Below are 25,059 nucleotides of genomic sequence, written 5' to 3'. Positions count from 1 at the left end.
AAAACTTAAATAATTATGGGATAGATTTTTAATCATCATCTTTAAAATGATAAAATTCTACGAATTAATTATCTCCACCATTTTCTTAGTTAGTTCTCTACGATGGTATTTTTCAATATTTTTACTCTGTACGGAAAGATTTCCTTTTTGGTAAGTAGTATAATATTCCGAAATAATTTGCTTTAGTTTCTCTTTATCCTGAAAATCTGCAACTACTCCACTATTTGTTTCTTTTAATATTTCTGCCAAATCACCATCTTTTGGAGCAATTCCAATAATTGGTCTTTTCGCCATTAAATATTCAAAGATTTTCCCTGTGATAATTGCTTTTGCACTCGGAACATTATTTACAGAAAGTAATAAAACTTGTGATTTTCTCTGATAGGCAATTACTTCATCATGTGGCAAATAATCGATGATTTCCACATTATTTTCTAAATCGTATTTTTTGATAGCATCCAGTACAGAAACATCTAATTTCCCAATTAGTTTTAAATTTAAATCTTCTTTAAATCCAGAAACTTCATGACACAGTTCTTGTAAACTTTTCCAGAAAATCTCATGATTTCTATCTGCATTCATCAAACCAATATGCGTAATCAAAAATTTGGAATCTAATTCAAATTTATGATCTTCAGAAATCTCAGAATCGAAACCATTTTCTACAACATAAACTTCATTAGAAAAAGCATCAAACTCTTTTTTCATTGTTCTTCCAACAACTAAAACTTTATCTGCTTTTTTTAGAACTTTCTCTTCTAAAAAATGATGTTTTTTCTTTGCTTTTTTGGTCAAAGGAAGCTGATGAAAATAATCGATTTTTGTCCAAGGGTCACGAAAATCTGCAATCCAATTGGTGTTTAATTTCTCTTTTAAACCTAAACCAATCAAATGCAAACTATGAGGAGGGCCAGTTGTAATTACAAAATCTACAGGGTTTTCCTTTAGATATTTTTCTAAATAAGAAATTGAAGGTTTGATCCAAAACATTCGAGCATCTGGAATAAAATAATTCGCACGAACATAAGTCATCACTTTTGAAGCCAAGGATTTTTTTGGTGATAAAAATCCTGCACTCGTTTTGACATTTTTCTTCTTAGAAAAAATAGAAGCTAATTTATATGGCTCCCAAATTGGTTGTTTCAACACTTCTACTCCTTCCGGAATATCTTTTTGCAAAGAAGTATCCAAAAGCGGATAATCTGGATTTTCGACAGTATAAATAACAGGTTCTATTCCAAAATCACGAAGATATTTTACAAATTTTAACCAACGTTGCACACCTGAACCTCCTGCTGGTGGCCAATAATAAGTGATGATTAATGCTTTCTTCATGAATTTGGATCCAAGTTTTTATACAATTCTATTAATTTTTCAGAAGTTTTTTCCCAACAGAATTCATTCTCTATAAAGAACTTCCCATTGATTCCATAAATTTTACAAAGCTCTGGATATTCATAAAGTTTCAATACGCCATCAGCAAAACTATCTGGATTTCTTTCTTTGTGAACCAATCCTGTCTTCGTTCTTTCTACCAATCTCTTTTGAGCAATTGCATCACTCACTAAAACTGGTTTTCCTAAACTCATATACTGAAAAAGTTTGTTTGCATAAGCTACATCGTGCTGAATATTTCTGTTCAGTGGCGAAATACATATATTACTCGCCATAATATAAGAAGGAAATAATTTTACATTTTGCCAACCTTGAAAATCCACGTATTTTTCAATTCCTAATTCTTCTACTTGTTGTTTTAAAACATAATCTGTCGTGTTGGTTCCAACAATAACAAGTTTTATATTCGGAATCACATTTTTCAATTTCGGAATTGCAGCAATGGCAGTTTGTAATCCTCTTCGCAATCCTGTATCTCCAAGGTAAAGTAACACAAAATCATTACGATATTTTTCTACCAAATCATGATTTATTTCTGCTTTTTGATAAAAAGATCGACGAACTGTATTTGGAACTAATTCAATTTTGGAAGTAGGAATTTTTACTCTCTGCACAACCTCATCAATAAATTCTTGTGAAACTGTGATTACTTTCGTTGCTTTTCGAATAAACATTTCCTCTTTTTGTTTCCATTTTTTTGGAGAAATAATGTATTTCCCAGGAAACTTTTGAAGATGAGGATAAAACTTCATCACTTCTGGCATATTATCATGCAAATCAAGAACTGTAGGTAAGTTTTTCTTGTTTGCCATTAATACTGCTTCTGCAATTCGCATATCGTGAATATGAATTGCATCTACTCTTGTTTCTTTCAAGAAATGTTCAATTTTTTTACTCATTATTTTGGAGTAAAACGGAACAGTATAAGCCAAAGCCGAAAGCTTGTAATTAAGTTTTGTGGAAGTATATCTGTAAACTTGAATTTTGTTTACAATCTCAAAATCTGCTTCTTTCTCATCGTATTTTAATGCAAATAAACAAACTTCAAAACCTTTTTTAATTAAAGATACAGCTTCGTTTTCCACTCTTGGATCTGGAGGAAAAGTATTGTCCAGAATCATTCCAATCCTCATAAATATTCTATTTTTTACCTACTTTTTTCAGTAACAAAGATAGGCAGAATCTAATGAAATTACTAGAAATATATACTACTGATTTTGAGAATTAAATTGTTTTTATGCTTATTTCTAAATTTTGTTTTTGCGAAAGGGATTGTAGTGGATAGCTTTTGTTTTTTAAAAATTAGTTTTTCTTTGAAAACGGAGGCGACCTTAGAAGCCCACGTATTTCTTAGAAAATCTTTTTTGAAAAGGCAAAACTAGAAACGAAAAGCCCGACCTTTTTCTGAGTTTTTTGAAACGAAGAAAAATGGTTTCGTCCTAATTACTTTTAAAACACACCCCTAGCCCCTCTCGAGAGGGGAATTTGACAATTTGTTTACCTTAGATGATAATCTATAATAAAAAAACAGCATCTCGTATGAAATGCTGTTTAACTATTTTTTTAAAACTTGGAACACTTCTGTAAAGTGTATCCATTGTTTTTAATATTTTATTCGTTGAAGAAACTTACACTGTGACAAGCAACTACTGCTGCTGTTTCTGTACGAAGTCTTGAGTTTCCTAAGCTCACTGGTTTGAAGTTTTTTGAGATTGCCTTTTCAATTTCTTTGGTTGAAAAATCTCCTTCTGGTCCAATCAAAATCAATGTATCTTGATTTTCTTCTAAAGAGTTTTTCAATAAAACTTTCTCTGTTTCTTCACAGTGTGCAATGAATTTTTGACCTTCAAAATCTGTATCTAAAAACTGGCTTAGTTTTATCGGATCATTCAACTTCGGAAGTGTGTATTTCAAAGATTGTTTCATTGCAGAAAGAATGATTTTTTCCATTCTTTCTTTTTTAATCACTTTTCTCTCCGAATGATCACAGATAATTGGCGTGATTTCATCTACACCGATTTCTACTGCTTTTTCTAAAAACCACTCATAACGATCGTTCAATTTCGTTGGAGCAACTGCCAAATGCAAATGGAAGTTCCAAGTTTTTGGTTTTACTAGAATTTCTTCAATAGAAACTGTACAGTGCTTATCGTTCGCAAAAGTAATTTTCCCAACAAAAAGAAACCCTTTTCCATTAGTGATGTATAACGTATCTCCTTCTTTTTTACGTAAAACACGAACAATATGCTTGCTTTCTTGTTTGTCGAACTCGAAATGTGAAATGTTTTGTTCTAATGTTTCGTTATAAAATAACTGCATTATATCTCTTTTTTATACGTTCTTCTTCTTTTGTGCAGCTCTGGATCAAAGTTTTTCCAAAGAGCTTGTACACTATGATTATCTTCTAATTCTGGATTTGTTTCTAAATATTTTATTCCTTTTTCAACAAAAGTTTTATAAAATTCGTAGAAAATAATAGAAGTAATTCCTTTACTCTGGTATTCTGGTTTGATGCCAATTAAGTAAAAAGCAGCTTTATCATTATTCTTCTGCGCTTTCAAAATATGGAAAATTCCGAATGGGAAAAGTTTACCATTTGCTTTTTGTAAAGCTTTAGAAAACGAAGGCATCGTAATTCCGAAAGCGATTAAGTTTCCGTCTTTATCTGCAACACATTTGATAAAACTTGGATGAATAAAACTGATATATTTTTTCTTGTAATGTTCAATTTGCGATTGTGCGATTGGCACATATGTACTCAAACTAGAATAGGTATCATTGATTAATCCGAACATGGCATCTACATATGGAAGAACATCTTTTGTAGATTTGAAATCGATTAATTGTAATTCTAATTTTTGAGAAATCAATTCTGAAAAACGTTTAAGTTTTGGTGTCGAAATATCTGTAACCTGAAACTTAAATTCAATCCATTCTTCTGCTTTGTCAAAAGAAAGTTTTTCGAAATGTTCTTTATAATATGGGAAATTATACCAAGTAACCATCGTATTTAATTCCTCATAACCTTTTACTAAAAGTCCAGCTTTGTCAAGGTTTGAGAAACCAACAGGTCCTTCTACATATTCTAAATTATTTTCTTTACCTATTTCAGAAACTTTATTTAAAAGTGCTTCCGTTACAGTAACATCATCAATAGCATCGAACCAACCAAAACGCATTTTCTTTTTGTCTTGATCTTTTACTTCTGTCCAATTGATGATTGCAGCAATTCTTCCAACTATCTTACCTTCTCTCTCTGCTACAAAATATCTTGCTTCTGCATTTTCAAATACCGGATTTTTAGTTTTATCCAAACTTGCCAATTCATCATTTATAATTGGCGGAACCCAGTATGCATTGTCTTTATATAACTCAAAAGGAAACTTCACAAAGTCTTTCATTTCCTTTTTAGATTTCATTTCTTTAATAGTAATCATCGAAATAATTTAATTTTTCACAAAGTTATTCATTTTTTAATTTTCTGAATAACTCACTTCATTCCACATTCTTAAATCTACTCCTTTTTTTTGTCTTTCTTCTTCTTCTTTTTATTTTTCTTACGCTTTTTCGCTTCTTTTTCCTTTTTCTTCTTTAATTTCTTACGTTCTTTTTCTTTTTTCTTTCTTTCTTTTTTCTTCTTCTCGATTTCTTCTTTACGCTTTTCTTTTTCCTCTTGGTCTTTTGTTACTTTTTCTTTCACGTGTTTATCCCATCTCCATGCTGCACCTAAACCAAATGTGTAATTAGAATCATTTGTATCGAAGTTTGTTCTGACATAAGCTCCTAATTGTAAATTTTTATTCCACAAATAAGCGGCTCCAGTAGAAAAAAGAGAGTCTGTATTTCCTTTTTGAAAAGTTCCTTTGTTTTCAATAAAATAAGACCATTGATAATTGATAGCATAAGTCATAGCTATCACATAATAATATCTTGCATTTTTAGAGATTATTTTATCTCCGTAGATATTCGTTACTAAATTAAGATTATCATTAAAGTTATTTTGTAATAAAACTCCAATTCTTGGACTAACAATAGGATCTCCTTCTTCTTTAAATTCTTTTGCTAAAAAATTAGTATTTGCTCCAACATAAACTCCAACAGAAGGAATTAGTCGAGAATAATCTGTACGTGTTAATTTTTTCCAACTACGAATTTCATCATAGCGTTTATTTTTATATTCTTTTTTATAAACTAAATATTTCGCTCCAATTACTAATTCTTTTAAACCAAAAGCATTGTAATTTTCCATGTACTGCGTTGGAAAATTTGCAGAGAAATGTTGTAGCGTTAAATTTAAATCAAATTCAAGATTTTCTAAGAATCGACCATAACGAACGAAAATATTAGATCCAAAGCTGTTTGTCTCCTGATAATTACTTCTTGTATAATTATCATAATACAAATCACCTTCTACTTGTAAAACTTTTGTACCAACTGAATAGGGGCTTTCCGAGTTACCTGGAAACTTTGCATTAATTACTTCAGTATACTGAGCATTAATTGTTTGTACAATAAATAATAAAAGTAACAAACAAAGTTTTTTCATAAATGATGTTTTTTATTGCGCCAAATATAAGATTTTATATACTTTAAACGCTTTAAGTTCATTCAAATTATTACTTTTGAAAATAAATTAAATATTATGATACAAGAAGCATCGGCAGTAGGAGTTGTGAAAATAATATTGATTATTATTGTTTTATATTATCTAATAAAGATTTTCAAACGAATTTTTCTTCCAATTTTAGCTAAAAAAGCGATTGAAAAGTTACAAGAAAAAATGAAGCAACAGCATCAGCAACAATATCAACAACAACATCGCTACGATAAGTCTAAAGAAGGAGAAACAACTATCGATAAAAAACCGAATAAAAAAGATAAAAAATTGAAAGACGACTTCGGGGAATATGTAGACTACGAAGACGTTAAAGACTAAACTATCTATGAATACAAAACTAAAAAATCTTCTGCCAACGATTATTGCATTACTTGTTTTTGTGATTGTATCCTTGGCATATTTTCACCCAGTTTTAAATGGGAAAAAATTATTTCAAAGTGACATTCAGCAATTTCAAGGAATGGCAAAAGAAATTAACGATTATAGAGATCAATATGGCGAAGAACCTTATTGGACAAACTCGAATAATCTTGGGATGCCATCTTATCAATTGAGTACTTATTATCCTAATAATTATATTAAAAAATTAGATTCTGTACTTCGTTTTTTACCTCGTCCTGCAGATTATTTATTCCTATATTTTCTAGGATTTTTCATACTTCTTTCTGCTCTTAAAGTAAATTATAAACTTGCTATATTAGGAGCGCTGTCCTTTGGGTTTTCTACGTATTTCATTATTATTCTTGGAGCAGGTCATAATGCAAAAGCTCACGCTATCGCCTATATGCCTATGGTATTGGCTGGTATTTTACTCGTTTTTAGAAATAAATACTTTTTAGGTTTTGTGCTAACAGCATTAGCAATGGCTTTAGAATTAAATGTTAATCACCCACAAATGTCTTATTATTTAATGTGGATGGTATTAATTATGGGACTTTTTTACCTAATTGATGCATTTAAAAATAATAAATTACCAAATTTTGCCAAACAAATCGGAATTCTAATTCCTGCTGTTATTTTAGCAATAGGAGTTAATGCAACAAGTATTTTAGCAAGTAAAGAATATAAAAGTTTCTCAACTCGTGGAAAAAGTGAATTAACTATTGATTCTGAAGGAAAACCTGTAGAAGCTAGAGAAGGATTATCTAAAAAATATATCACGCAATTTAGCTATGGAAAATTAGAAACAATGGATTTATTCATTCCACGTTTTATGGGAGGAGGAGTTCGAGAAAATATTGGAGAAGATTCAAATACTTTTGAATTTTTAAGGAATAATGGATATAATCATAGACAAGCAAAAGAATTTGTTTCAAGTGCTCCAACTTATTGGGGAGATCAACCGATTGTTGAAGCTCCAGCTTATGTTGGTGCTGTTATGATTTTCTTATTTGTTTTAGGAATTTTTATTATAGATGGAAAAATAAAATATTGGTTAGTAGCAACAAGTATTTTCTCACTAATATTGAGTTGGGGTAAAAACTTTGGAATTGTAACTGATTTCTTTATTGATTACGTTCCATTTTATAATATTTTCAGAGCAGTCTCTTCTATTCAGGTTATTTTAGAATTAGCTGTTCCTCTTCTTGGAATATTAGCTTTAAAAGAAATGTTCTCAGATAATTTAACCAAAGAAAGAAAACAAAAGGCAATTCTATATTCTTTATATATAACAGGAGGTATTGCATTATTTTTCACTTTATTCGGAACAAGTTTCTTTGCTTTTGAAGGAATTATTGATCAAGGTTTTCCTCCTGATTTTAAGGATGTTCTAATTTCGGATAGAAAAAGTATTTTCTTTGAAGATAGTTTGAGAACTTTAATTTTAGTTGTTATTTCTGCTGGAACGCTTTGGTTCTTCAACAAAGAAAAAATAGGAAAAGGAATAGTGTATGTAGTTTTCTTTGCTGTGATTTTATTTGATTTAATAGGAGTGGATTCTAGATATGTAAATTCAGATGATTTTGTTCCTGCAAGACAAGTAAATAAACCATACCAAGCTTCTCCCATAGACAAAGAAATCTTGAAAGATAAATCACATTATAGAGTTGCGAATTTCTTGTTAAATCCAATGAATGATGGAAGTACTTCTTATTTCCACAAATCAATTGGAGGATATCATGCTGCAAAACCTGGAAGATATCAAGAATTATACGATTTTCATATTGCAAAGAAAAATTTACAGGTTTTAAATATGATCAACACGAAATACTTCATTGATGTAGATCAAGAAAGGAGGCCTCAAATTCAGATAAACGAAGAAGCAAATGGAAATGCATGGTTTGTTGATAAAGTAGATTTTGTTAAAAATGCAAATGAAGAAATTTTAGCTTTAAGTAATTTTGATTCAAAAACAACTGCTATTGTAGATGAGCGATTTAAAAAAGATTTGGAAGGAATTCAAATCATGAAAGATTCTACAGCAACTATTTCATTGACAAATTACAAAGCAAATGAATTAACATACGAATCGAATACTACAAAACCACAAGTAGCTATTTTCTCTGAAGCCTATTATAAAAATGGATGGAATGCTTATGTAGATGGGCAAAAAACTCCAATTTTCAGAGCAGATTATGTATTAAGAGGAATTGTAGTTCCTGCTGGAAAACACAAGGTTGAATTTAAATTCGAACCACAAGTAATCAAAACAGGAAATACAATTACTTTAATTTCTTATGCACTATTGATTCTAATCCCATTAGGATGGTATTTTGTAGAAAAAAAGAAAAAAACTAATTAATGGTATGAACCATTAATTTTAATAACTGAGAAAAACTCTTTTTGTTTCTAGCCGAAACTAAAAGAGTTTTTTTATTGGTTAAAACAATCTTTCCAGAAGTAGCATTATAGGATTTTATATGTTTTAAATTCACCAAAGTAGAACGATGAATTCTATAAAAAAGATGTTCTTTTAAAATTTCTTCATTCTTTTTTAAATTGGTCGAACTCATATGAGATTTTCCATCTGCTAAATGAAAATTTGTATAACTTCCATCTGCTTCACAATAAAGAATATCATTTATTTTTTGTATTTCATAACCTCCATTCACTGGTAATGAGATTACATTTTTACTTTCTATTTGATGCTTAAAACTTAAGTATTTTTCTAAATCAAAGGCAGTTTTTTTATATAAATAGTTCTCTATTACTAGTTTAAATTTTTCTTCATCTAAAGGTTTATTTAAATAATAAAAAGCAAAATAATCTAACGCTTTCTCTTTATAATTTCGAAGTCCTGTTGTAAATATCACTTCAAAACTCATCTTATCTTCAATTTTATCTAATAGATCGAAACCTATTCCATCTTTTAGTTGTACGTCTAAAAAAACCAAATCTGGTTTCATTTCTTTTATAAGTACTTCTGCCTCTGTAATAGAATCTGTAACAGCTACTATAGAAATTCTATCTGAAAAGTAATTTTCAATTAATTTTTTAAGACGTAAAACTGCATGCTTTTCATCTTCAACAATTAAAGATTTTATCATTTTTTTAAGTTATTATATATCAATGTAAGGGATTCTGAGTAAAACTTCTGTTCCAATAATATTTTGTTGTTGATCTAAAATATTTTGAATCTCGATAAGGTTTTCGTTTTTAGGACAATTGTTCATGATTTTTAATCTTTCATTGATATTTTTTAATGAAATACCATTCTTAAAATTGAACAATGTCAAACCAATTCCGTTATCTTTTATTCGACAAAGAATAAAATTATCCTTCAAAGATTCAAAATTAATTTCAATCACACCATTATTGGGGTTAGAATTCATCCCATGAATTATAGAATTTTCTATAAGAGGTTGAAGAATTAATGGTGGAACTTTTATATGTAACAAGTCTTTTTTTATTACATCTTGAATATCTATTTTATAAGTAAAACTATTATTATATCTGATTTTCTTTAAGTCTAAATACAAACTTACAATCTGCAATTCTTCTTCTAAAGAAATCAAATTCTGTTTTGTGGATTGTAAAATCAAATTTGTTAAATCTGAAAATTTCTGTAAATAATTTACAGCTTCCTTTTTATTTCCTTCCTCAATCAATCCTTGTACACATGAAAGTAAATTATTTATAAAATGTGGATTCATTTGAGCATTTAACGCCTGAAATTTCAAGCTATTCAATTTATTCTTTATCCTTATTTTTTTTCTTTTTTGATAAATAAAATAAACTCCAAACAAAACAACTATAAATATTACAGTAAGTAAAAATGGAAGGCTTTTATAAAAAGGAGGTTTTATGATAAATTCTTTTATAGCAACTTGTTCACTTTCTTGTCCATATTTGGAAATTGCATAAACTCCAAAAATATATTCTCCTGGAGGTAATGCTGAATATCTAATTTTATTTGAAGTAGTTTCAATCCACTCGTTTTCCAAACCTAAAAGTCGATATCTGTAAGTAATTTTCCCTAAACTATGATAAGAAAGTCCTGAAAAATCGAATTCAATATCATTTTGATCAAAATCCAATTCTTCATCAAAATCTAAATCAATTTCTCTATTATTAATATATATTTTGTTTATATAAATTTTCGGCTCAGGTCGCTTTTTTTTCTTTTCTAATAAATTTATCACACTGAAACCTTCTGCTGTTGCTACATAAAGTTTATTATTATTCACACAACAACTTCTTACATTATTACTTACTAACCCTTCAGAAACGGTATAAGATTCAATATTTTTTACATTGTAATCTGTATCAAACTCAATTTTATTAATTCCTTTATTCGTTGCTATCCATATATTTTTGGATGTATCAATAAAAATAGAACGAACAGCATTTGAGATTAATCCTCTTGATTGATCAATTTTCACAATTTTATCATCAAACTTCAATAGCAATCCACTAGAATTTGTTCCAATAATCAGCGGAGAATCGGCATATTTACTAATTGCCGTAATACTTTTAATATTTCTAAAATTGTGTAATTCATTATTCCTATCATAAAGATCTAAAGAAGAATTTCCTCCAATCCATATACTGTCTTGATTTTCTGCAAAAATTGCGGTACTTCTACCTTTTCTGAATACTTTTTTTTCTCCAGAATTAAAATCAACCACTCCAACTCCATATGTATTTGAAGTATAAAAAATACTATCCAAAAAAGTTGCATCCTTTATATTGGACAAATCAGGAATATCCGTATTTATATCAAGAACTTTTTCAATTTTTTGCTTTTCAAAAAGTGTATCTGATTTTAAAACACAATATTCTGAAATAAAATAAACATGATCTTTATATTTTTTTATACGCTGTATTTTATTTTTAACACTTTTATAATGTAAATTATATTCTTTTACAACCTTAAAATCAGTTGTATCTAAAATCTGTAATTTCCCTTCAATATCTCCAAGTGCCAAATATTTATGAAAAGCAGAAATGCTATTTAAATTGTGTTTGGTGAATTTATCATAATGAACTAAAGGACTCTCTGGATTTGTAACTAAAAAAACTCCATTAGAAACAGTACCAATCCAAACATTTCCTTCATTATCAATAAATGATTTTGTAGTCTGATCAGATTCTAAAAAATTAATTTTTGCTGATGTTTTTTTATCAATAATTACAAGACCATTTTTCACATCTGTAATCCAAAAATATTTTTCACTTTCTGTAACTTTAAATAATTGAAATCCAAGCACTCTCTCCTCAATATCATCATGAATTGCATGATATAGTTTTTTTATTCTCGGATCAAAGTTTACTAAAAGACAAGCTTTTTTCCTCATTAAATTCTCCAAATCATATTTTTTTAAATGATCTAAAGAACATTCTAAAAATCTAACTTCATTTTTATTTTTAATTGGAACCGAAACTAAAGAATCTCTTCTTGGATAAACTACATTTATATTAGAGTCTAAATCTTCGTAGAAATATGCTTTTTTAGCAACTTTTTTATATAAAAATTCATTATCGATTATTTTTTCAACAATCCCTTCTCTTGAGATCTTATAAATTCCATCTTCAATTTCTAAAATCCATATATTCCCTTCTGAATCTTCATAAATATCACTGACATATTCCCTAAATGAAAGTTGAGATAAAACTCCACAATTGGATCTATCGTAAAAACAACCATTGTAATAATATCCTAGTTCTCCATTAAATCCAACTAACCAAATTCTATCATAAGAATCCTTGAAAAAATACAAAATTTCATTGTCTGGTAAACCATCTTCTTTGGTGAAGTTCTCAAATTTTTTACCATCAAAAATACTGATTCCGTAGTCTGTTGCTAAAAGAATAAAACCTTTTTCATCTTGAACAATATCATATACTGTATTACTCGATAAACCTTCATTTATAGAATAATTTTTAAACCCTAATTGAGAATACAACAAAGAATTACAAAAAAGAAATACAAGAAAGATGAAAAACCCTTTTTTCATTGCTTAAACTAATATGTTTGTATATTATTAACAATTATTTCCAACAACCATAAGAACACAAACATAGTAATTTATTTTCAAAAATACATTTATATCAAACTTTTAACACTTATATTGTATATTAATCAATATATAATATTTTTACACAACACTATTTATTTTAAACTTCTATATTTTAACTTTTTAAATTAAACTATATTAACATTAAACTAATACTATTTTAACATCGAGTTAAATTTCTACTATTTAATAAATCTTAGGAAAAATTAGTATATTCACCAAGTTTTCAACAAAGACTTAAACTACTACATATGAAAATCATTAAAACTTCACTTGCAATATTAGCGCTATCACTAGCTTTTGCTTCTTGTGAAAATAAAGAGACTAAAAAAGAGAAAACAAATTTCTCACAAACTGAAATAAAACAAGAGTCTGAGAAATTAAACAATTTCTTTACAAAAGTAACAGAAGAAAGAATTGAAAATAGTCCAATGATGCTTACTCGCCTTGGAAGAAAAGGAGATCATGGAAAATGGGATGATATTTCTATGAAAGCAAAAGCTGAAGAATTAGAGCTTTCTAAAAAATATCTTCAATGGCTTCAAGATTCTATCTCTGTGAATGCTTTAGATAAAAAAACGAAACTGAGTTATGATTTATTTAAGCAAAGATTGGTAAACGATACTGTTGATTATAAATATCGTCTTTACGATTATCCTTTAAATCAAATGCATGGAATGCAAGCTGAAATTCCAGCATTTCTAATCAACATGCATCAAGTTTCTGATGTGAAAGATGTTAAAGATTATATTAAAAGATTAAAAAATATAGAACCTCTTTTTGATCAATTAATTGCAAACCTTAAAGCAAGTCACGAAGCAGGAGTTCAAATCCCAAAATTTGTTTTCGAAAAAGTAATTCGTGATTCTAAGAATGTAATTACAGGAAAACCTTTTACAAGTGATTCTAAAAACAGTGTTCTTTATGAAGATTTCATGTCTAAATTAAATTCTATTGAAGGATTGACAGAAGAAGACAAAAAACCTTTCATTAAAGAAGCAAATAAAGGATTCGAAAATGTTCGTAATGCTTACACAAAGCTAATTGACTTTATGCAACATGAAGAACAAAGAGCAACAACAGATGATGGTGTTTGGAAATTTCCGAATGGCCAAGAATATTATGCAAATGCTTTAAAAAGAACAACCACTACAGATCTTTCAGCTAAAGAAATTCATGATATAGGACTTAAAGAAGTAGAAAGAATTCATAAGGAAATGAAAGCTATTAAAGAACAAGTAGGTTTCAAAGGTACTTTAAAGGAATTCTTTAAATTCATGAAAAATGATCCTCAATTCTACTATCCTGAAACGAAAAAAGGAAAAGAAGAATATGTGGCAGAAGCAACACAAATCATCAATACGATGAAAGGACGTTTGGATGAATTATTTATCACAAAGCCAAAAGCAGATTTAATCACAAAACCTGTAGAAGCTTTTAGAGAAAAATCAGCTGGAAAAGCATTCTACCAAAGAGGTTCTATGGACGGAAAAAGACCAGGAACATATTATGCTAATACTTATGATATGAAAAGTATGCCTTCATATCAAATGGAAGCTTTAGCATATCACGAAGGAATCCCTGGACACCATATGCAAATTTCTATTGCACAAGAATTAGATGGAATTCCAATGTTTAGAAAACTTGGTGGATACACTGCTTATGTTGAAGGTTGGGCACTTTATTGTGAGAATATTCCTAAAGAATTAGGTTTCTATAAAGATCCGTATTCTGATTTTGGTCGTCTTGCGATGGAGCTTTGGAGAGCTTGTCGTTTGGTAGTAGATACTGGAATTCATGAAATGAAATGGACTCGTGAGCAAGGAATCGAATTCTACGAAAATAACACACCAAATAGTTCCGCAGATTGTATCAAAATGGTAGACAGACATATTGTGATGCCTTCTCAAGCAACTGCTTATAAAATTGGAATGTTAAAAATTATGGAATTAAGAGAAAAAGCTAAAACACAATTAGCAGATAAATTTGATATCCGTGAGTTCCATGAAGTTGTTCTTTCCAATGGACCTGTTCCTTTAAATATTTTAGAAGATTTAGTAGACGAATATATTCAAGGAAAAAAATAATTCTTGAATTACAAGAAAATAGAAAAGCGATTGAAGTTTCAATCGCTTTTTTTATGAACTTTATTTATTTGTTTTTTCTAGTAAATAGAAATCAGCTAAAACCATAGCAGCCATAGCTTCCACAATAGGAATTGCTCTAGGAACTACACATGGATCGTGTCTTCCTTTCCCCATCATTTTAACTAAATTTCCATCTTTATCAATTGTTTCTTGCTCTTGCATAATTGTAGCAACAGGTTTAAAAGCAACTTTAAAGAAAATATCCATTCCATTACTTATTCCCCCTTGTATTCCTCCAGAATTATTTGTTTTTGTAGAACCATCTGCATTAAACAAATCATTATGTTCGCTTCCTTTTAGTTCTGTTCCTTCAAAACCACTTCCAAAAGCAAAACCTTTTACGGCATTGATTCCTAACATTGCTTTTCCTAATTGTGCATGAAGTTTATTAAAAATTGGCTCTCCTAAACCAACAGGAACATTTTGAATTACACATTCTACAACTCCTCCAATAGTATCTCCTTCTTTTCGAATTTGCTGAATGTATTGAATCATTTCTTCAGCTTTTTCCACATCCGGACAACGAACAATATTATTTTCTATTTCAGAAAAATCTACTTCTTGATAACTTTTTCCTAATTGAATTTTACCAACTGAAGCTGTATATGCAGTAATTTGTATTTGAGAAATAACTTGTTTTGCTACTGCACCAGCAACAACCCAATTAGCCGTTTCTCTAGCAGAAGTTCTTCCTCCTCCTCTATAATCACGATTTCCATATTTCTGAGAATAAGTATAATCTGCATGCGAAGGACGATATTGATCTTTTATGTGAGAATAATCATGAGATTTCTGATTCTGATTTTTGATAATAAAACCAATAGAAGCTCCTGTAGTTTTTCCTTCAAAAATTCCTGATAAAAACTGTACTTCGTCTGGTTCTTTTCTTTGGGTAACAATTTTTGATTGCCCTGGTTTTCTTCTGTTCAATTCATTCTGAATCGCTTCAAAATCCAATGCAATTCCTGCAGGACATCCATCAATAATTCCACCAATCGCCTCTCCGTGCGATTCTCCAAAAGAAGTCAATCTAAAAATTTCTCCAAACGAGTTACTTGCCATTTTATCTATTGTTTTTTGCAAAAATACGAAAAGTTGAAAATGAAATCACATCTCCCCTTAATATTATGACTTTAAACAAAACTGATTCTTTTTTATTATCCAATTAATCTTAAGTCAAAACAGATTAAAAATCCTTTATTGAATCTATATTTAAAAAATTCATTCATTTTTTTAAATTAATAACAAAAACAAAATCAGTAATTTAAAATTTCAAACCAAAAAAACTTTAAAAAATATAAAGAAAATCCTTGCAAATACCAGAAAACCCTTTATATTTGCAACCGCAATCAGGAAATGATTGCAGTCCTGGAGAAATGGCAGAGTGGTCGAATGCGGTGGTCTTGAAAACCATTGACTGTAACAGGTCCGGGGGTTCGAATCCCTCTTTCTCCGCATAACAAAACCTCAAACATAATGTTTGAGGTTTTTTCTTTTTTATATACTTCTCAATTTTTTGAGAATAAAAAAAAGCTTAAACAAAAATGTCTAAGCTTCTTCATTATAATTTTATCAAAATTTACTTCAACTGTTTCACCAATTCTTTCCCTAATTCTTTCGAAGAAGCAGGATTTTGTCCTGTAATTAAATTTTCATCAACAATTACATAACTTTTCCAATTTTCACCATTAGAATAAATACCTCCACGGAAAATCATACTATCTTCAATCAAGAAAGGAACAACTTCTACCAATTGTAAAGCAATTTCTTCTGCATTTGAAAAAGCTGTTACTTTTCTACCTTTTACAAGTGGTTTTCCTTCTTTTGTTTTTGGTCTCCTCAATACTGCTGGTCCGTGACAAACAAAAGCCATTGGTTTTCCTGCATTATTAAAGTCCTCAATTAATTTATTTGAATTTTCATTCTCAACCAAATCCCAAATCAAACCATGTCCTCCAGGATAAAAAATCGCATCAAAATCTTCTTCTTTAATTTCTTCTAACTTTTTTGTATTTAAAAGTTTTTCTTGTAAATCTACATCTCGATGAAATCTTTCCACATCTTCCGTAATTGCTTCAGGAGCATTACTTTTTGGATCGAAAGGAACAGGACCTCCTTTTGGAGAAACTAATTCCACTTCAAAACCATTATCAATCAATTCGTAATATGGAGCAGCAAGCTCTTCAATCCAATATCCAGTTAACTCTCCAGTATCCCCAAGTTTATTATTACTTGTTAATACTATTAAAACTTTTTTTGCAGCCACAGTTTTCTCTTTTTTAAGGTTTTCACTTTTCTTATCTCCATTCGCACAACTTACCGCAAACAAAGAAAACATCATTACAAATAAAGTTACAATTTTTATCTTCATGTTTTTAGAGTTTAATTTATTTTTAATACTATAAAAATTATAGTTACAAAATTAATTATTGTTTTGTATGTTTGCAATAACTATCCAATTGGATAGTAGTAAGATTATGAAGATAAAATGTGATTCTGAGCTAATTAAGCTAAACGGAAAATTATATCCTTGTAGCACTAGTGTTACGATGGATTTTATTGGTGGAAAGTGGAAAACAGTAATTCTTTTTCATTTAAAAGATGGTAGCAAACGTTATAATGAATTAAGAAAATCGATGCCAGTTGTGACGGAAAGAACGCTAAGTTTACAGTTAAAACAATTGGAAAATGACGGAATCGTAAAACGAAAAGTCTATACTACAAAACCTCCTTTGAAGGTGGAATATTCTCTAACAAAATTTGGAAAAACTTTAATTCCGGTTTTGGAAGCTATTTCTAATTGGGGAAATCAGATTTGCGAGTCGGAAGGAGAAATTGTAAAAGTGGAAGAAAAAAAGCCTCAATAAAATTGAAGCTTTTTTGGTATTTTATATTTCGTTAATTGGAGTTTTTTGAACCAAACTCAATAATTTTTCTTCTACTTTTTCTGAATCCCAGATTTCTTCGATATGAGGCATTTTCATAATCTCATCCATGATTCTTTGTTGACGTTTTCCTTCTGCTAAAGCTTCTTTATATGGCTTTAAACTAAAAGTTACACGACTATAAAGTGGCACCCAAAGTTCTGGAAATTTTTCTGAGAATTTCTTTTCAATCTTTTTACGTAACTGAAATTTCACATCTGCTGTTTTGTCACGCATTTCAATGAAATTCTGTAATGAAAGTTCTGCAATTGCATCTGCATTTGGTTTTCTTTCATTTTGGTATTCTTGGAAAATCATTTCCCAATCATCTCCATATTTCTCCATCATTTCATCCAAAATCGTGATATCTTCAAAACCTGCATTCATTCCTTGACCATAAAAAGGAACAATCGCATGTGCTGCATCTCCAATTAAAGCTACTTTATCCCAATAAACCCAAGGAAAACATTTGATTGTAACCAAAGCACTCATCGGATTTTTGAAAAATTCTTTTGATAAATCTGGCATCAATAATAATGCATCTGGGAAATATTTTATGAAGAAATCTGTCACTTTCATTTCATCTGTAAGAGAATCAAAAGAAATATCTCCTTCAAATGGTAAGAATAACGTACAAGTAAATGTTCCGTCTAAATTTGGAAGTGCAATCAACATAAATTCTCCTCTTGGCCAAATGTGTAAAGAATTTTTGTTGATTTGATGTTTTTGATCTTCCGTTGCTGGAATTGTCAATTCTTTATAACCATGATTGATAAATTCCTGTGAATAATCAAATCGTGATCTTCTTTGCATCTTATGACGAGTCCTAGAAAAAGCACCATCTGCACCAAAAATCAAATCAAATTTATGTGCTTTTAAATTTTCAACTTCTGACTCTCCTGTATAAAGTATCGCATTTGGTAAATCTACATCCCATACTTTTTCATCAAAGACAAAATCGATTCCTTGTGCTTCAGCTAAATCAATTACTTTTCTGTTTAAAACACCTCGTGAAATAGAATATATAGCTTCTCCTTCTTTTCCGTAAGGCTGAAAAAATACTGGTTTTTCATTTAAATGAATTGCTCTTTGTTTCATCGGAATTCCAATTTCTCGGATTTCTTCTGCAATTCCTATTTTTTCCAACGCATTCCAACCTCTGTCAGACATTGCCATATTTATTGATCGACCAGAAAACTCAATTTTTCTGATGTCTGGTCTTCTGTCAAAAACAGTCACTTTATGTCCTCTTTTTTTCAGATAAATACCAAGCAATGTTCCTACTAAACCTGATCCTACAATTGCTATATTTTTTGCTATTTGCATGTTTATTGTCCTTTTGTAGTTTTTTGTAAAAACTTTTAAATAAAGAGTTTAAACTTTTAAAGTATATGATTTTTATTCTATTCAAATAAAATAGAAATAAACTAAAAACTATAAAACCTCGTGATTGTATTAAGAAAATAAAACTCTTTTATTTCAGACCTTAAAGATAAAAAGATTCAAAGAAAACCCTTGAATCTTTTTACAAAAATTTAATATTTAAGTAACTTTAATCTTAAATTTTACGATTTTTTTAATCCTTCTTTCAAAGTTTGTCCGAAGTGATACATGTCTTCATATGAAGTATATAATGGAACTGGAGCTAAACGAATTACACTTGGCTCTCTCCAATCTACGATTACTCCTCTCTCCATCAAGAAGTTGAACAACTCTTTCCCTGCTCCGTGAAGTAATACAGATAATTGACTTCCTCTAAATGGTAATTCTGGAGTAATAATTTCGAAGTTTCCTCCTACTTCTTTTGCAATTTCAAGAATTACAAACTCTAAATAAGAAGTAATTTGATCTCTTTTTTCAATCAAAGCATCCATTCCTACTTCATCAAACATTTCTAAAGAAGTATAATATGGAGCCATTGCTAAAATTGGAGGATTACTGGCAATCCAACCTTCTGCTGATGTCATCGGATCAAAGTTTGGTTCCATTAAGAAACGTCTTTCTTTGTTGTGACCATACCAACCTGCAAAACGGTTTAAATCTTTATTTTCAACATGTTTTTCATGAACAAAAATTCCAGACATATTTCCTGGTCCAGAATTCATATATTTATAAGAACACCAAGCAGCAAAATCTACATCCCAATCGTGAAGTTCTAATTTGATATTTCCAGCTGCGTGTGCTAAATCCCAACCTACTTTTGCTCCAACATCATGACCAGCTTTTGTGATTGTTTTCATATCCATCACTTGCCCAGTATAATAGTTGATTCCTCCTATTAAAACTAAAGCTAATTCATCTCCGTGCTCTTCAATTTTTGCTAAAACATCTTCTGTTCTGATGATGTGTTCTCCTTCTCTTGGAGCAACCTCAACAATTGCTTCATTTGGATCAAATCCGTGGAATTTTGTTTGAGATTCTAACATATATTGATCCGATGGGAAAGCTTTTGCCTCACATAAAATCTTGAATCTTTTCTCTGTTGGCTGATAGAAAGAAACCATTAACATATGAAGATTTACAGTAAGTGTATTCATCACTGTAACTTCTTTTGGTAAAGCTCCAACTACTTTCGCAAGAGGTTCTGCAAATTTTTCATGATAAGTCATCCAAGGATTTTTAGCATAAAAATGTCCTTCTACAGCAAGCTCTCTCCAGTCTGTCATCACTTCATCAACGATTGCTTGGGTATTTTTTGGCTGTAATCCTAAACTATTTCCTGTGAAGTAAATCACTTGTTTATCATTTACTTTCGGAAAATGAAATTCTTCTTTATACTTTCTTAAAGGGTCTTTTGCATCTAATTCTTTTGCAAAATCTAGGTTGTTTTGGAATTGCATTCTAAATATATCTTAGTTAGTTTTTTCCAAAAATACTATAATTCTTCAATTATGAAAGAAGAAGTAAAATAAGCCAAACAATAGGCAAAGCTTCCACAAAAAAGGATGCGTAAAATTTAGATTGTTTTTCTGATGATATGATTAAAAATAAAGTTGAAACTAGAATTATTATATATTTCACCAAAGATATTTTATCAAAATCATAAGACTGCAATATTTGAAAAAAAGAAAATAAAATTGCGAATAAAACCCCAACGATTTTAGTATTTCTGATTCCTATTTTTTGCGGAAAAGTTTGAAGAGAAATAGCATCGTGTTCCAAATCTCGAATATCAAACGGAAGTGTTATAATTAAAACAAAAAGAATTCTTTGTAAAAAATCTAACCAAACATTTTTGGTAAAAGGAATTCCGAAATTTTCCAATGGAAAAAGTACTGTAATTCCTGCCCAAGCGATGGAAATTGTAAATATTTTTAGAAAAGGAATATTTCGGAGATTATAATTTTTATTTCGAAAACGAAAAACAGGAATTGCATAAAAAACAGTCATTAAAGCAAATGGAATCAGAACTATCAAGGATTTCCATTTAAAAACGGGAGAAAAAAATATAATTAAATTAACAAAACTTAAAGCAAACGATAACAAGAATAGCAATTTTCTTCTTTTCATAAACCAAATTAAGAATTCATGTTTTGCTACATTTTTAAATTCAAGATCTCGGATGAAATTATAAGAAGTAAAAGTACTACAAAACACAAAAAACGGAATCCAATTATCTTGTATTCCATAGGTAAGTAGTGAAATTTTGGTCATGGAGAAAGTTGCCAAAGACACGTGTAAACTACTATAAATATAAAAATCGAAAAGTTTTTTCAATCGCTGCATTTTGCAAAAATAGTCTTTTTAAACACTTAAAAATACGAACAATTAAAAGTAGATTCTAAAAATAATTAGAGATTCTAAATTAGATTATGTTAAAAGTTATTTAATTATAAATAGCTCTTTTTATGTAATTTAAAAATCATTATCTTTAAATATAAACAAGATAATTATGAGGAAATATGTTATTATATTAGGTTTGATTGCAATTTTTTCTGTCTCATGTAAGCAAAAAAAATTGACAAAAGTGGAAGAAATTATCGAAACTACACTTAAAAAAGCTGGTTCAGAATTTTTAGAAGATGTTACTGTCACCTTCGATTTTGATGATGATAAAATTGAAGTTTATAAGAAATATGGTGATTTTAAATACACTAGAACTTTTCAGGATACTTTAGGAAATATCATTATAGATGAAGCTACAAATAATGGATTCACTAGATTAAAAAATGGTGAAGTAGAACAACTTCCTGAAGAAATGGAGAAAAAATATAAAATGAAACTTTATTATGATGTTTTTGAAGGATTGGTTCCTTTTCGTCTGATGCAACCTATAAAATCAAAAGAATTAATTGGTACTGTAGATGTAAAATTTGAAGAATATTATAAAGTAAAAGTAGAATTTGAAAACAATTATCCTTCTGAAGTTATTTACTGGATACAGACAGATGATTTCACAATTGATTACATCGGATTCATTTCTCATGATGGAGAAACTCCTGTGTTGAGAGTTGCTATTGATGAAACAAAAATTAGTGGAATTTGGTTTTCAGACTTTATCAGATATTACTCCGAAAAACCTGTTCCTATCGATTCTTTAGATCAACTTTATAATGATCAAATATTAAAAGAAGACGATTTAATTGAAGTAGATGATGTCATCATCAAATCCAATCCGATATAAAACACTGGTAACTAAACGATAAATAAAAGTAAACCGTATTCATTTTTTTAAGAATAATACGGTTTTTTTATTAAAACCTTTAACAAACTTTTAGTAAAAGGTTAAGATAGTTTTTCTATTTTCGATTCATACAAATAATAACAAATCTTAATATAATATGGCAATTACTTTAAGTAGAAAACTACTATTCATAGCACTAGCTTGTGGAGTAGTTTTTACAGCGGATGCGCAGAGAAAGAGAAAAAGAAAGCGTCATAAAGGCGACATAGAAATTGTTCAAGGAAAAGAGAAAAAGAACGCCAAAAAAGGCGGAATGAAATCTTATGAAGAGGTAATTACTGAAGATGCAGATTCTGATCACGGAATGTTTGCTGTTCATAAAGTGGAAGACAACTATTTTTATGAAATTCCAGATTCTTTGTTTAACCGTGAAATGCTAATTGTTTCTAGAATTGCTAAAACTGCGGACGGAATTGGTTTTGGTGGAGGAAAAATCAATACGCAAGTTCTTCGTTGGGAAAAACAAGATGATAAAAGAGTTTTATTAAGAGTTGTTTCTTATAACAATTATGCTGCAGACTCACTTCCTATTCACCAAGCTGTTGTAAATTCTAACTTCGAACCTATTTTATACAACTTCCCTATTGAGGCAGTTTCTAAAGATAGTACAGGAGTAGTAATCAACGCAACAGGGCTTTATGCTAAGGATGTAAAAGCTTTAAGTTTACCAAAAGAAATTCGTGAAGATTATAAAATTTCAAGTTTAGATCCGGAAAGATCTTTTATTAAAAGAATTAGTTCTTACCCACAAAATATTGAAGTAAGAACCATTAAAACTTTTAATTCTGCAAAACCACCTTCAAATGCAAGTACTGGTTCTGTAACGGTTGAGATTAGTAACTCAATGATTTTACTTCCTGAAGTACCGATGAAACGTCGTTATTTTGATGAAAGAGTTGGATGGTTTACTAGTAGTCAAATCGATTATGGAGCGAAAGCACAAAAAAGTAAAAGAATTACTTATTTAGATCGTTGGAGATTAGAAGTAAAAGATGAAGACATTGAAAAATTCAAACGTGGAGAATTAGTAGAGCCTAAAAAACAGATCGTTTATTATATAGATAGAGCTACTCCAGAAGTTTGGAAAAAATATATCAAACAAGGAGTTGAAGATTGGCAAAAAGCTTTTGAAGCAGCAGGATTTAAAAATGCAATTATTGCAAAAGATCCTCCTACACCAGAAGAAGATCCAGAATGGAGCCCAGAAGATGTTCGTTATTCTGTAGTTCGTTATTTAGCTTCTCCAATTCCAAATGCAAATGGACCTCACGTAAGTGATCCTCGTTCTGGAGAAATTTTAGAATCTGATATCAACTGGTATCATAATGTAATGACTTTATTACACAACTGGTTCTTTATCCAAACTGCGGCTATTAACCCAGAAGCAAGAAGTAATGAATTTAAAGATGAAGTAATGGGACGTTTAATTCGTTTCGTATCTTCTCACGAAGTTGGTCATACTTTAGGTTTACCTCATAATATGGCATCTAGTTATGCTTACCCTGTAGATTCTTTACGTTCTGCAGAGTTTACAAAGAAATTCGGAACTGCTCCTTCTATCATGGATTATGCTCGTTTCAACTATGTAGCGCAGCCAGAAGATAAAGGTGTAGCTCTTATGCCAGAAATCGGAGTTTATGATAAATATTCAATTAGCTGGGGATATCGTCCAATCTTGGATGCAAAAACTGGAAAAGACGAAAAAGAAACTTTAGATGCTTGGATTTTAGAGCATGCTGGAGATCCAATGTATCGTTTTGGAAAACAACAATTCTCTTGGATTGTTGATCCTACAGCTCAGACTGAAGATTTAGGAAATGATGCTGTAAAAGCTTCTCAATACGGAATTGCGAACTTAAAAAGAATCGTTCCTAACTTAATTGATTGGACTGGAGAAAAAGGAGAAGATTATGATAATTTAAAAGATATGTATGGTCAATTAATCGGACAATACAATCGCTATATGGGACATGTTTCTTCAAATATTGGAGGAGTTTATGAGTACACAAAAACATATGATCAAAAAGGTCCTGTATATGTAATCACTCCAGAAAAGCACCAGGAAGCTTGTATGAAATTCATCAACGATGAGTTATTCAAAACACCAGAATGGTTATTAGATGATAATATTTTAGATAGAATTGAATCTGCTGGAGCTGTAGACAGAATCCGTAAAACACAAGTTAGAACTCTTAACAACATCTTAGATTTCGGAAGAATGGCTCGTCTGATTGAAGCTGAAACTTTAAAAGGAAAAGAAGCTTATTCTATCTTAGAAATGATGGATGATTTAAGAAACGGAATCTGGACAGAAATCAAATATGGTAGAAAGATTGATACGTATAGAAGAAATCTTCAAAGAGCATATTTAGATAGAATGTCTTATTTAATGAACAATGAACAAAAACCATTAGAAGGTTTCTGGAGATTTTATGCTAACGTTACTAGTGTAAATGTTTCTCAATCGGATATTCGTCCAGTTGTTCGTGGTGAATTAGTAAGATTAAGAAAGGATGTAAAAAGAGCAATTAACATTACTTCAGACAGAATGAGTAAATATCATTTAATGGATGTTGTAGAAAGAATTGATGAAATTTTAAATGCAAAAGTTACGATTCAAGAATAAATTGAATTCAACATATTAAAGGTAAAAACCATCTCATTTGAGGTGGTTTTTTTATTGGACTTAAGTTATTTATTTTATTAAATCACTAAACATTATCACGATTAAAATTGTATAAGATAAAAAAAGACTTCAAAAGGTTATAGTTTTGTTTCTACCAAAAAATAATCCTAAACCTCCGAAGTCTTGAGCAAATTTAATTCATTATTA

At 29.7% G+C, this 25,059-nt stretch carries 18 protein-coding genes and 1 tRNA gene; 7 read left to right on the top strand and 12 right to left on the bottom strand.

Features of this window, described 5'->3' with window-relative positions:
• Nucleotides 1–57: 57 nt before the first annotated feature.
• The 5 genes from I0K12_RS21005 to I0K12_RS20985 all read right to left on the bottom strand — a co-directional run bounded on the left by I0K12_RS21005 (nucleotide 58) and on the right by I0K12_RS20985 (nucleotide 5,941).
• A complete protein-coding gene (locus I0K12_RS21005; protein ID WP_196890153.1) occupies nucleotides 58–1,335 on the bottom strand; it encodes a glycosyltransferase in 1,278 nt (425 codons plus the stop codon).
• Nucleotides 1,332–2,528, bottom strand: a complete 1,197-nt coding sequence (locus tag I0K12_RS21000) for a glycosyltransferase family 4 protein (protein ID WP_196890152.1) — start codon at nucleotides 2,526–2,528, stop codon at nucleotides 1,332–1,334. The genes I0K12_RS21005 and I0K12_RS21000 overlap by 4 nt, the downstream gene beginning before the upstream one ends.
• Before the next feature lie 478 nt (nucleotides 2,529–3,006).
• Nucleotides 3,007–3,714 (bottom strand): 16S rRNA (uracil(1498)-N(3))-methyltransferase, encoded by a 708-nt coding sequence (locus I0K12_RS20995; protein WP_196890151.1) that lies wholly within the window; start codon nucleotides 3,712–3,714, stop codon nucleotides 3,007–3,009.
• Nucleotides 3,714–4,832 (bottom strand): GNAT family N-acetyltransferase, encoded by a 1,119-nt coding sequence (locus I0K12_RS20990; RefSeq protein ID WP_196890150.1) that lies wholly within the window; start codon nucleotides 4,830–4,832, stop codon nucleotides 3,714–3,716. Before I0K12_RS20990 ends, I0K12_RS20995 begins: the two co-directional genes overlap by 1 nt.
• 77 nt (nucleotides 4,833–4,909) lie before the next feature.
• Nucleotides 4,910–5,941, bottom strand: coding sequence for a transporter (locus tag I0K12_RS20985; protein WP_196890149.1), 1,032 nt, complete (start codon nucleotides 5,939–5,941; stop codon nucleotides 4,910–4,912).
• A gap of 96 nt (nucleotides 5,942–6,037) precedes the next feature.
• Between I0K12_RS20985 and I0K12_RS20980 the strand changes: the two genes are divergently transcribed.
• Together I0K12_RS20980 and I0K12_RS20975 are read left to right on the top strand one after the other, a co-directional pair.
• Nucleotides 6,038–6,331: a DUF4834 family protein gene (locus I0K12_RS20980; protein ID WP_196890148.1), complete on the top strand. Its 294-nt coding sequence runs from the start codon at nucleotides 6,038–6,040 to the stop codon at nucleotides 6,329–6,331.
• A 7-nt stretch (nucleotides 6,332–6,338) separates the two neighbouring features.
• Nucleotides 6,339–8,756, top strand: coding sequence for a YfhO family protein (locus I0K12_RS20975; protein WP_196890147.1), 2,418 nt, complete (start codon nucleotides 6,339–6,341; stop codon nucleotides 8,754–8,756).
• On the opposite strand, the gene I0K12_RS20970 is transcribed toward I0K12_RS20975, so the two are convergent.
• Both I0K12_RS20970 and I0K12_RS20965 read right to left on the bottom strand, forming a co-directional pair.
• On the bottom strand, nucleotides 8,749–9,501 hold the full coding sequence (locus I0K12_RS20970) for a LytR/AlgR family response regulator transcription factor (protein WP_196890146.1): 753 nt from the start codon (nucleotides 9,499–9,501) through the stop codon (nucleotides 8,749–8,751). The genes I0K12_RS20975 and I0K12_RS20970 overlap by 8 nt on opposite strands.
• 12 nt (nucleotides 9,502–9,513) lie before the next feature.
• Nucleotides 9,514–12,411 (bottom strand): two-component regulator propeller domain-containing protein, encoded by a 2,898-nt coding sequence (locus tag I0K12_RS20965; protein WP_196890145.1) that lies wholly within the window; start codon nucleotides 12,409–12,411, stop codon nucleotides 9,514–9,516.
• A gap of 311 nt (nucleotides 12,412–12,722) precedes the next feature.
• Between I0K12_RS20965 and I0K12_RS20960 the strand changes: the two genes are divergently transcribed.
• Complete coding sequence (locus tag I0K12_RS20960; protein ID WP_196890144.1) at nucleotides 12,723–14,558, top strand: DUF885 domain-containing protein; 1,836 nt, start codon at nucleotides 12,723–12,725, stop codon at nucleotides 14,556–14,558.
• A gap of 60 nt (nucleotides 14,559–14,618) precedes the next feature.
• Here the strand turns inward: I0K12_RS20960 and aroC are convergent, their stop codons facing one another.
• A complete protein-coding gene (gene aroC / locus I0K12_RS20955) occupies nucleotides 14,619–15,680 on the bottom strand; it encodes a chorismate synthase (RefSeq protein WP_196890143.1) in 1,062 nt (353 codons plus the stop codon).
• A gap of 308 nt (nucleotides 15,681–15,988) precedes the next feature.
• Here aroC and I0K12_RS20950 point away from each other — a divergent pair.
• Nucleotides 15,989–16,073, top strand: a tRNA-Ser gene (locus I0K12_RS20950).
• Between the two features lie 124 nt (nucleotides 16,074–16,197).
• On the opposite strand, the gene I0K12_RS20945 is transcribed toward I0K12_RS20950, so the two are convergent.
• The gene (locus I0K12_RS20945; RefSeq protein ID WP_196890142.1) at nucleotides 16,198–16,989 is read right to left on the bottom strand and encodes a type 1 glutamine amidotransferase domain-containing protein; all 792 of its coding nucleotides are present in this window, start codon (nucleotides 16,987–16,989) and stop codon (nucleotides 16,198–16,200) included.
• 106 nt (nucleotides 16,990–17,095) lie between these two features.
• Here I0K12_RS20945 and I0K12_RS20940 point away from each other — a divergent pair, with 106 nt between their 5' ends.
• Nucleotides 17,096–17,485 carry a winged helix-turn-helix transcriptional regulator gene (locus I0K12_RS20940; protein ID WP_196890162.1) on the top strand — a complete coding sequence of 130 codons (390 nt, stop codon included), beginning with the start codon at nucleotides 17,096–17,098 and terminating at the stop codon, nucleotides 17,483–17,485.
• A 21-nt stretch (nucleotides 17,486–17,506) separates the two neighbouring features.
• Here the strand turns inward: I0K12_RS20940 and I0K12_RS20935 are convergent, their stop codons facing one another.
• The 3 genes from I0K12_RS20935 to I0K12_RS20925 form a co-directional block, all read right to left on the bottom strand.
• Nucleotides 17,507–18,868, bottom strand: a complete 1,362-nt coding sequence (locus I0K12_RS20935; RefSeq protein WP_196890141.1) for an FAD-dependent oxidoreductase — start codon at nucleotides 18,866–18,868, stop codon at nucleotides 17,507–17,509.
• Between the two features lie 239 nt (nucleotides 18,869–19,107).
• Nucleotides 19,108–20,382 (bottom strand): kynureninase, encoded by a 1,275-nt coding sequence (kynU, locus tag I0K12_RS20930; protein WP_196890140.1) that lies wholly within the window; start codon nucleotides 20,380–20,382, stop codon nucleotides 19,108–19,110.
• 49 nt (nucleotides 20,383–20,431) lie between these two features.
• Entirely contained in the window at nucleotides 20,432–21,259 is an 828-nt protein-coding gene (locus I0K12_RS20925; RefSeq protein ID WP_196890139.1) for a hypothetical protein, read from the bottom strand.
• A gap of 175 nt (nucleotides 21,260–21,434) precedes the next feature.
• Between I0K12_RS20925 and I0K12_RS20920 the strand changes: the two genes are divergently transcribed.
• Together I0K12_RS20920 and I0K12_RS20915 are read left to right on the top strand one after the other, a co-directional pair.
• Nucleotides 21,435–22,166 carry a DUF6503 family protein gene (locus tag I0K12_RS20920; protein ID WP_196890138.1) on the top strand — a complete coding sequence of 244 codons (732 nt, stop codon included), beginning with the start codon at nucleotides 21,435–21,437 and terminating at the stop codon, nucleotides 22,164–22,166.
• A gap of 157 nt (nucleotides 22,167–22,323) precedes the next feature.
• Entirely contained in the window at nucleotides 22,324–24,852 is a 2,529-nt protein-coding gene (locus I0K12_RS20915; protein ID WP_196890137.1) for a zinc-dependent metalloprotease, read from the top strand.
• Nucleotides 24,853–25,059 lie beyond the last annotated feature (207 nt).

The sequence above is a fragment of the Aureivirga sp. CE67 genome, from assembly GCF_015767245.1.
Taxonomy (GTDB): Bacteria; Bacteroidota; Bacteroidia; order Flavobacteriales; family Flavobacteriaceae; genus Aureivirga.
This window is presented reverse-complemented; position numbering and strand designations above follow the sequence as displayed.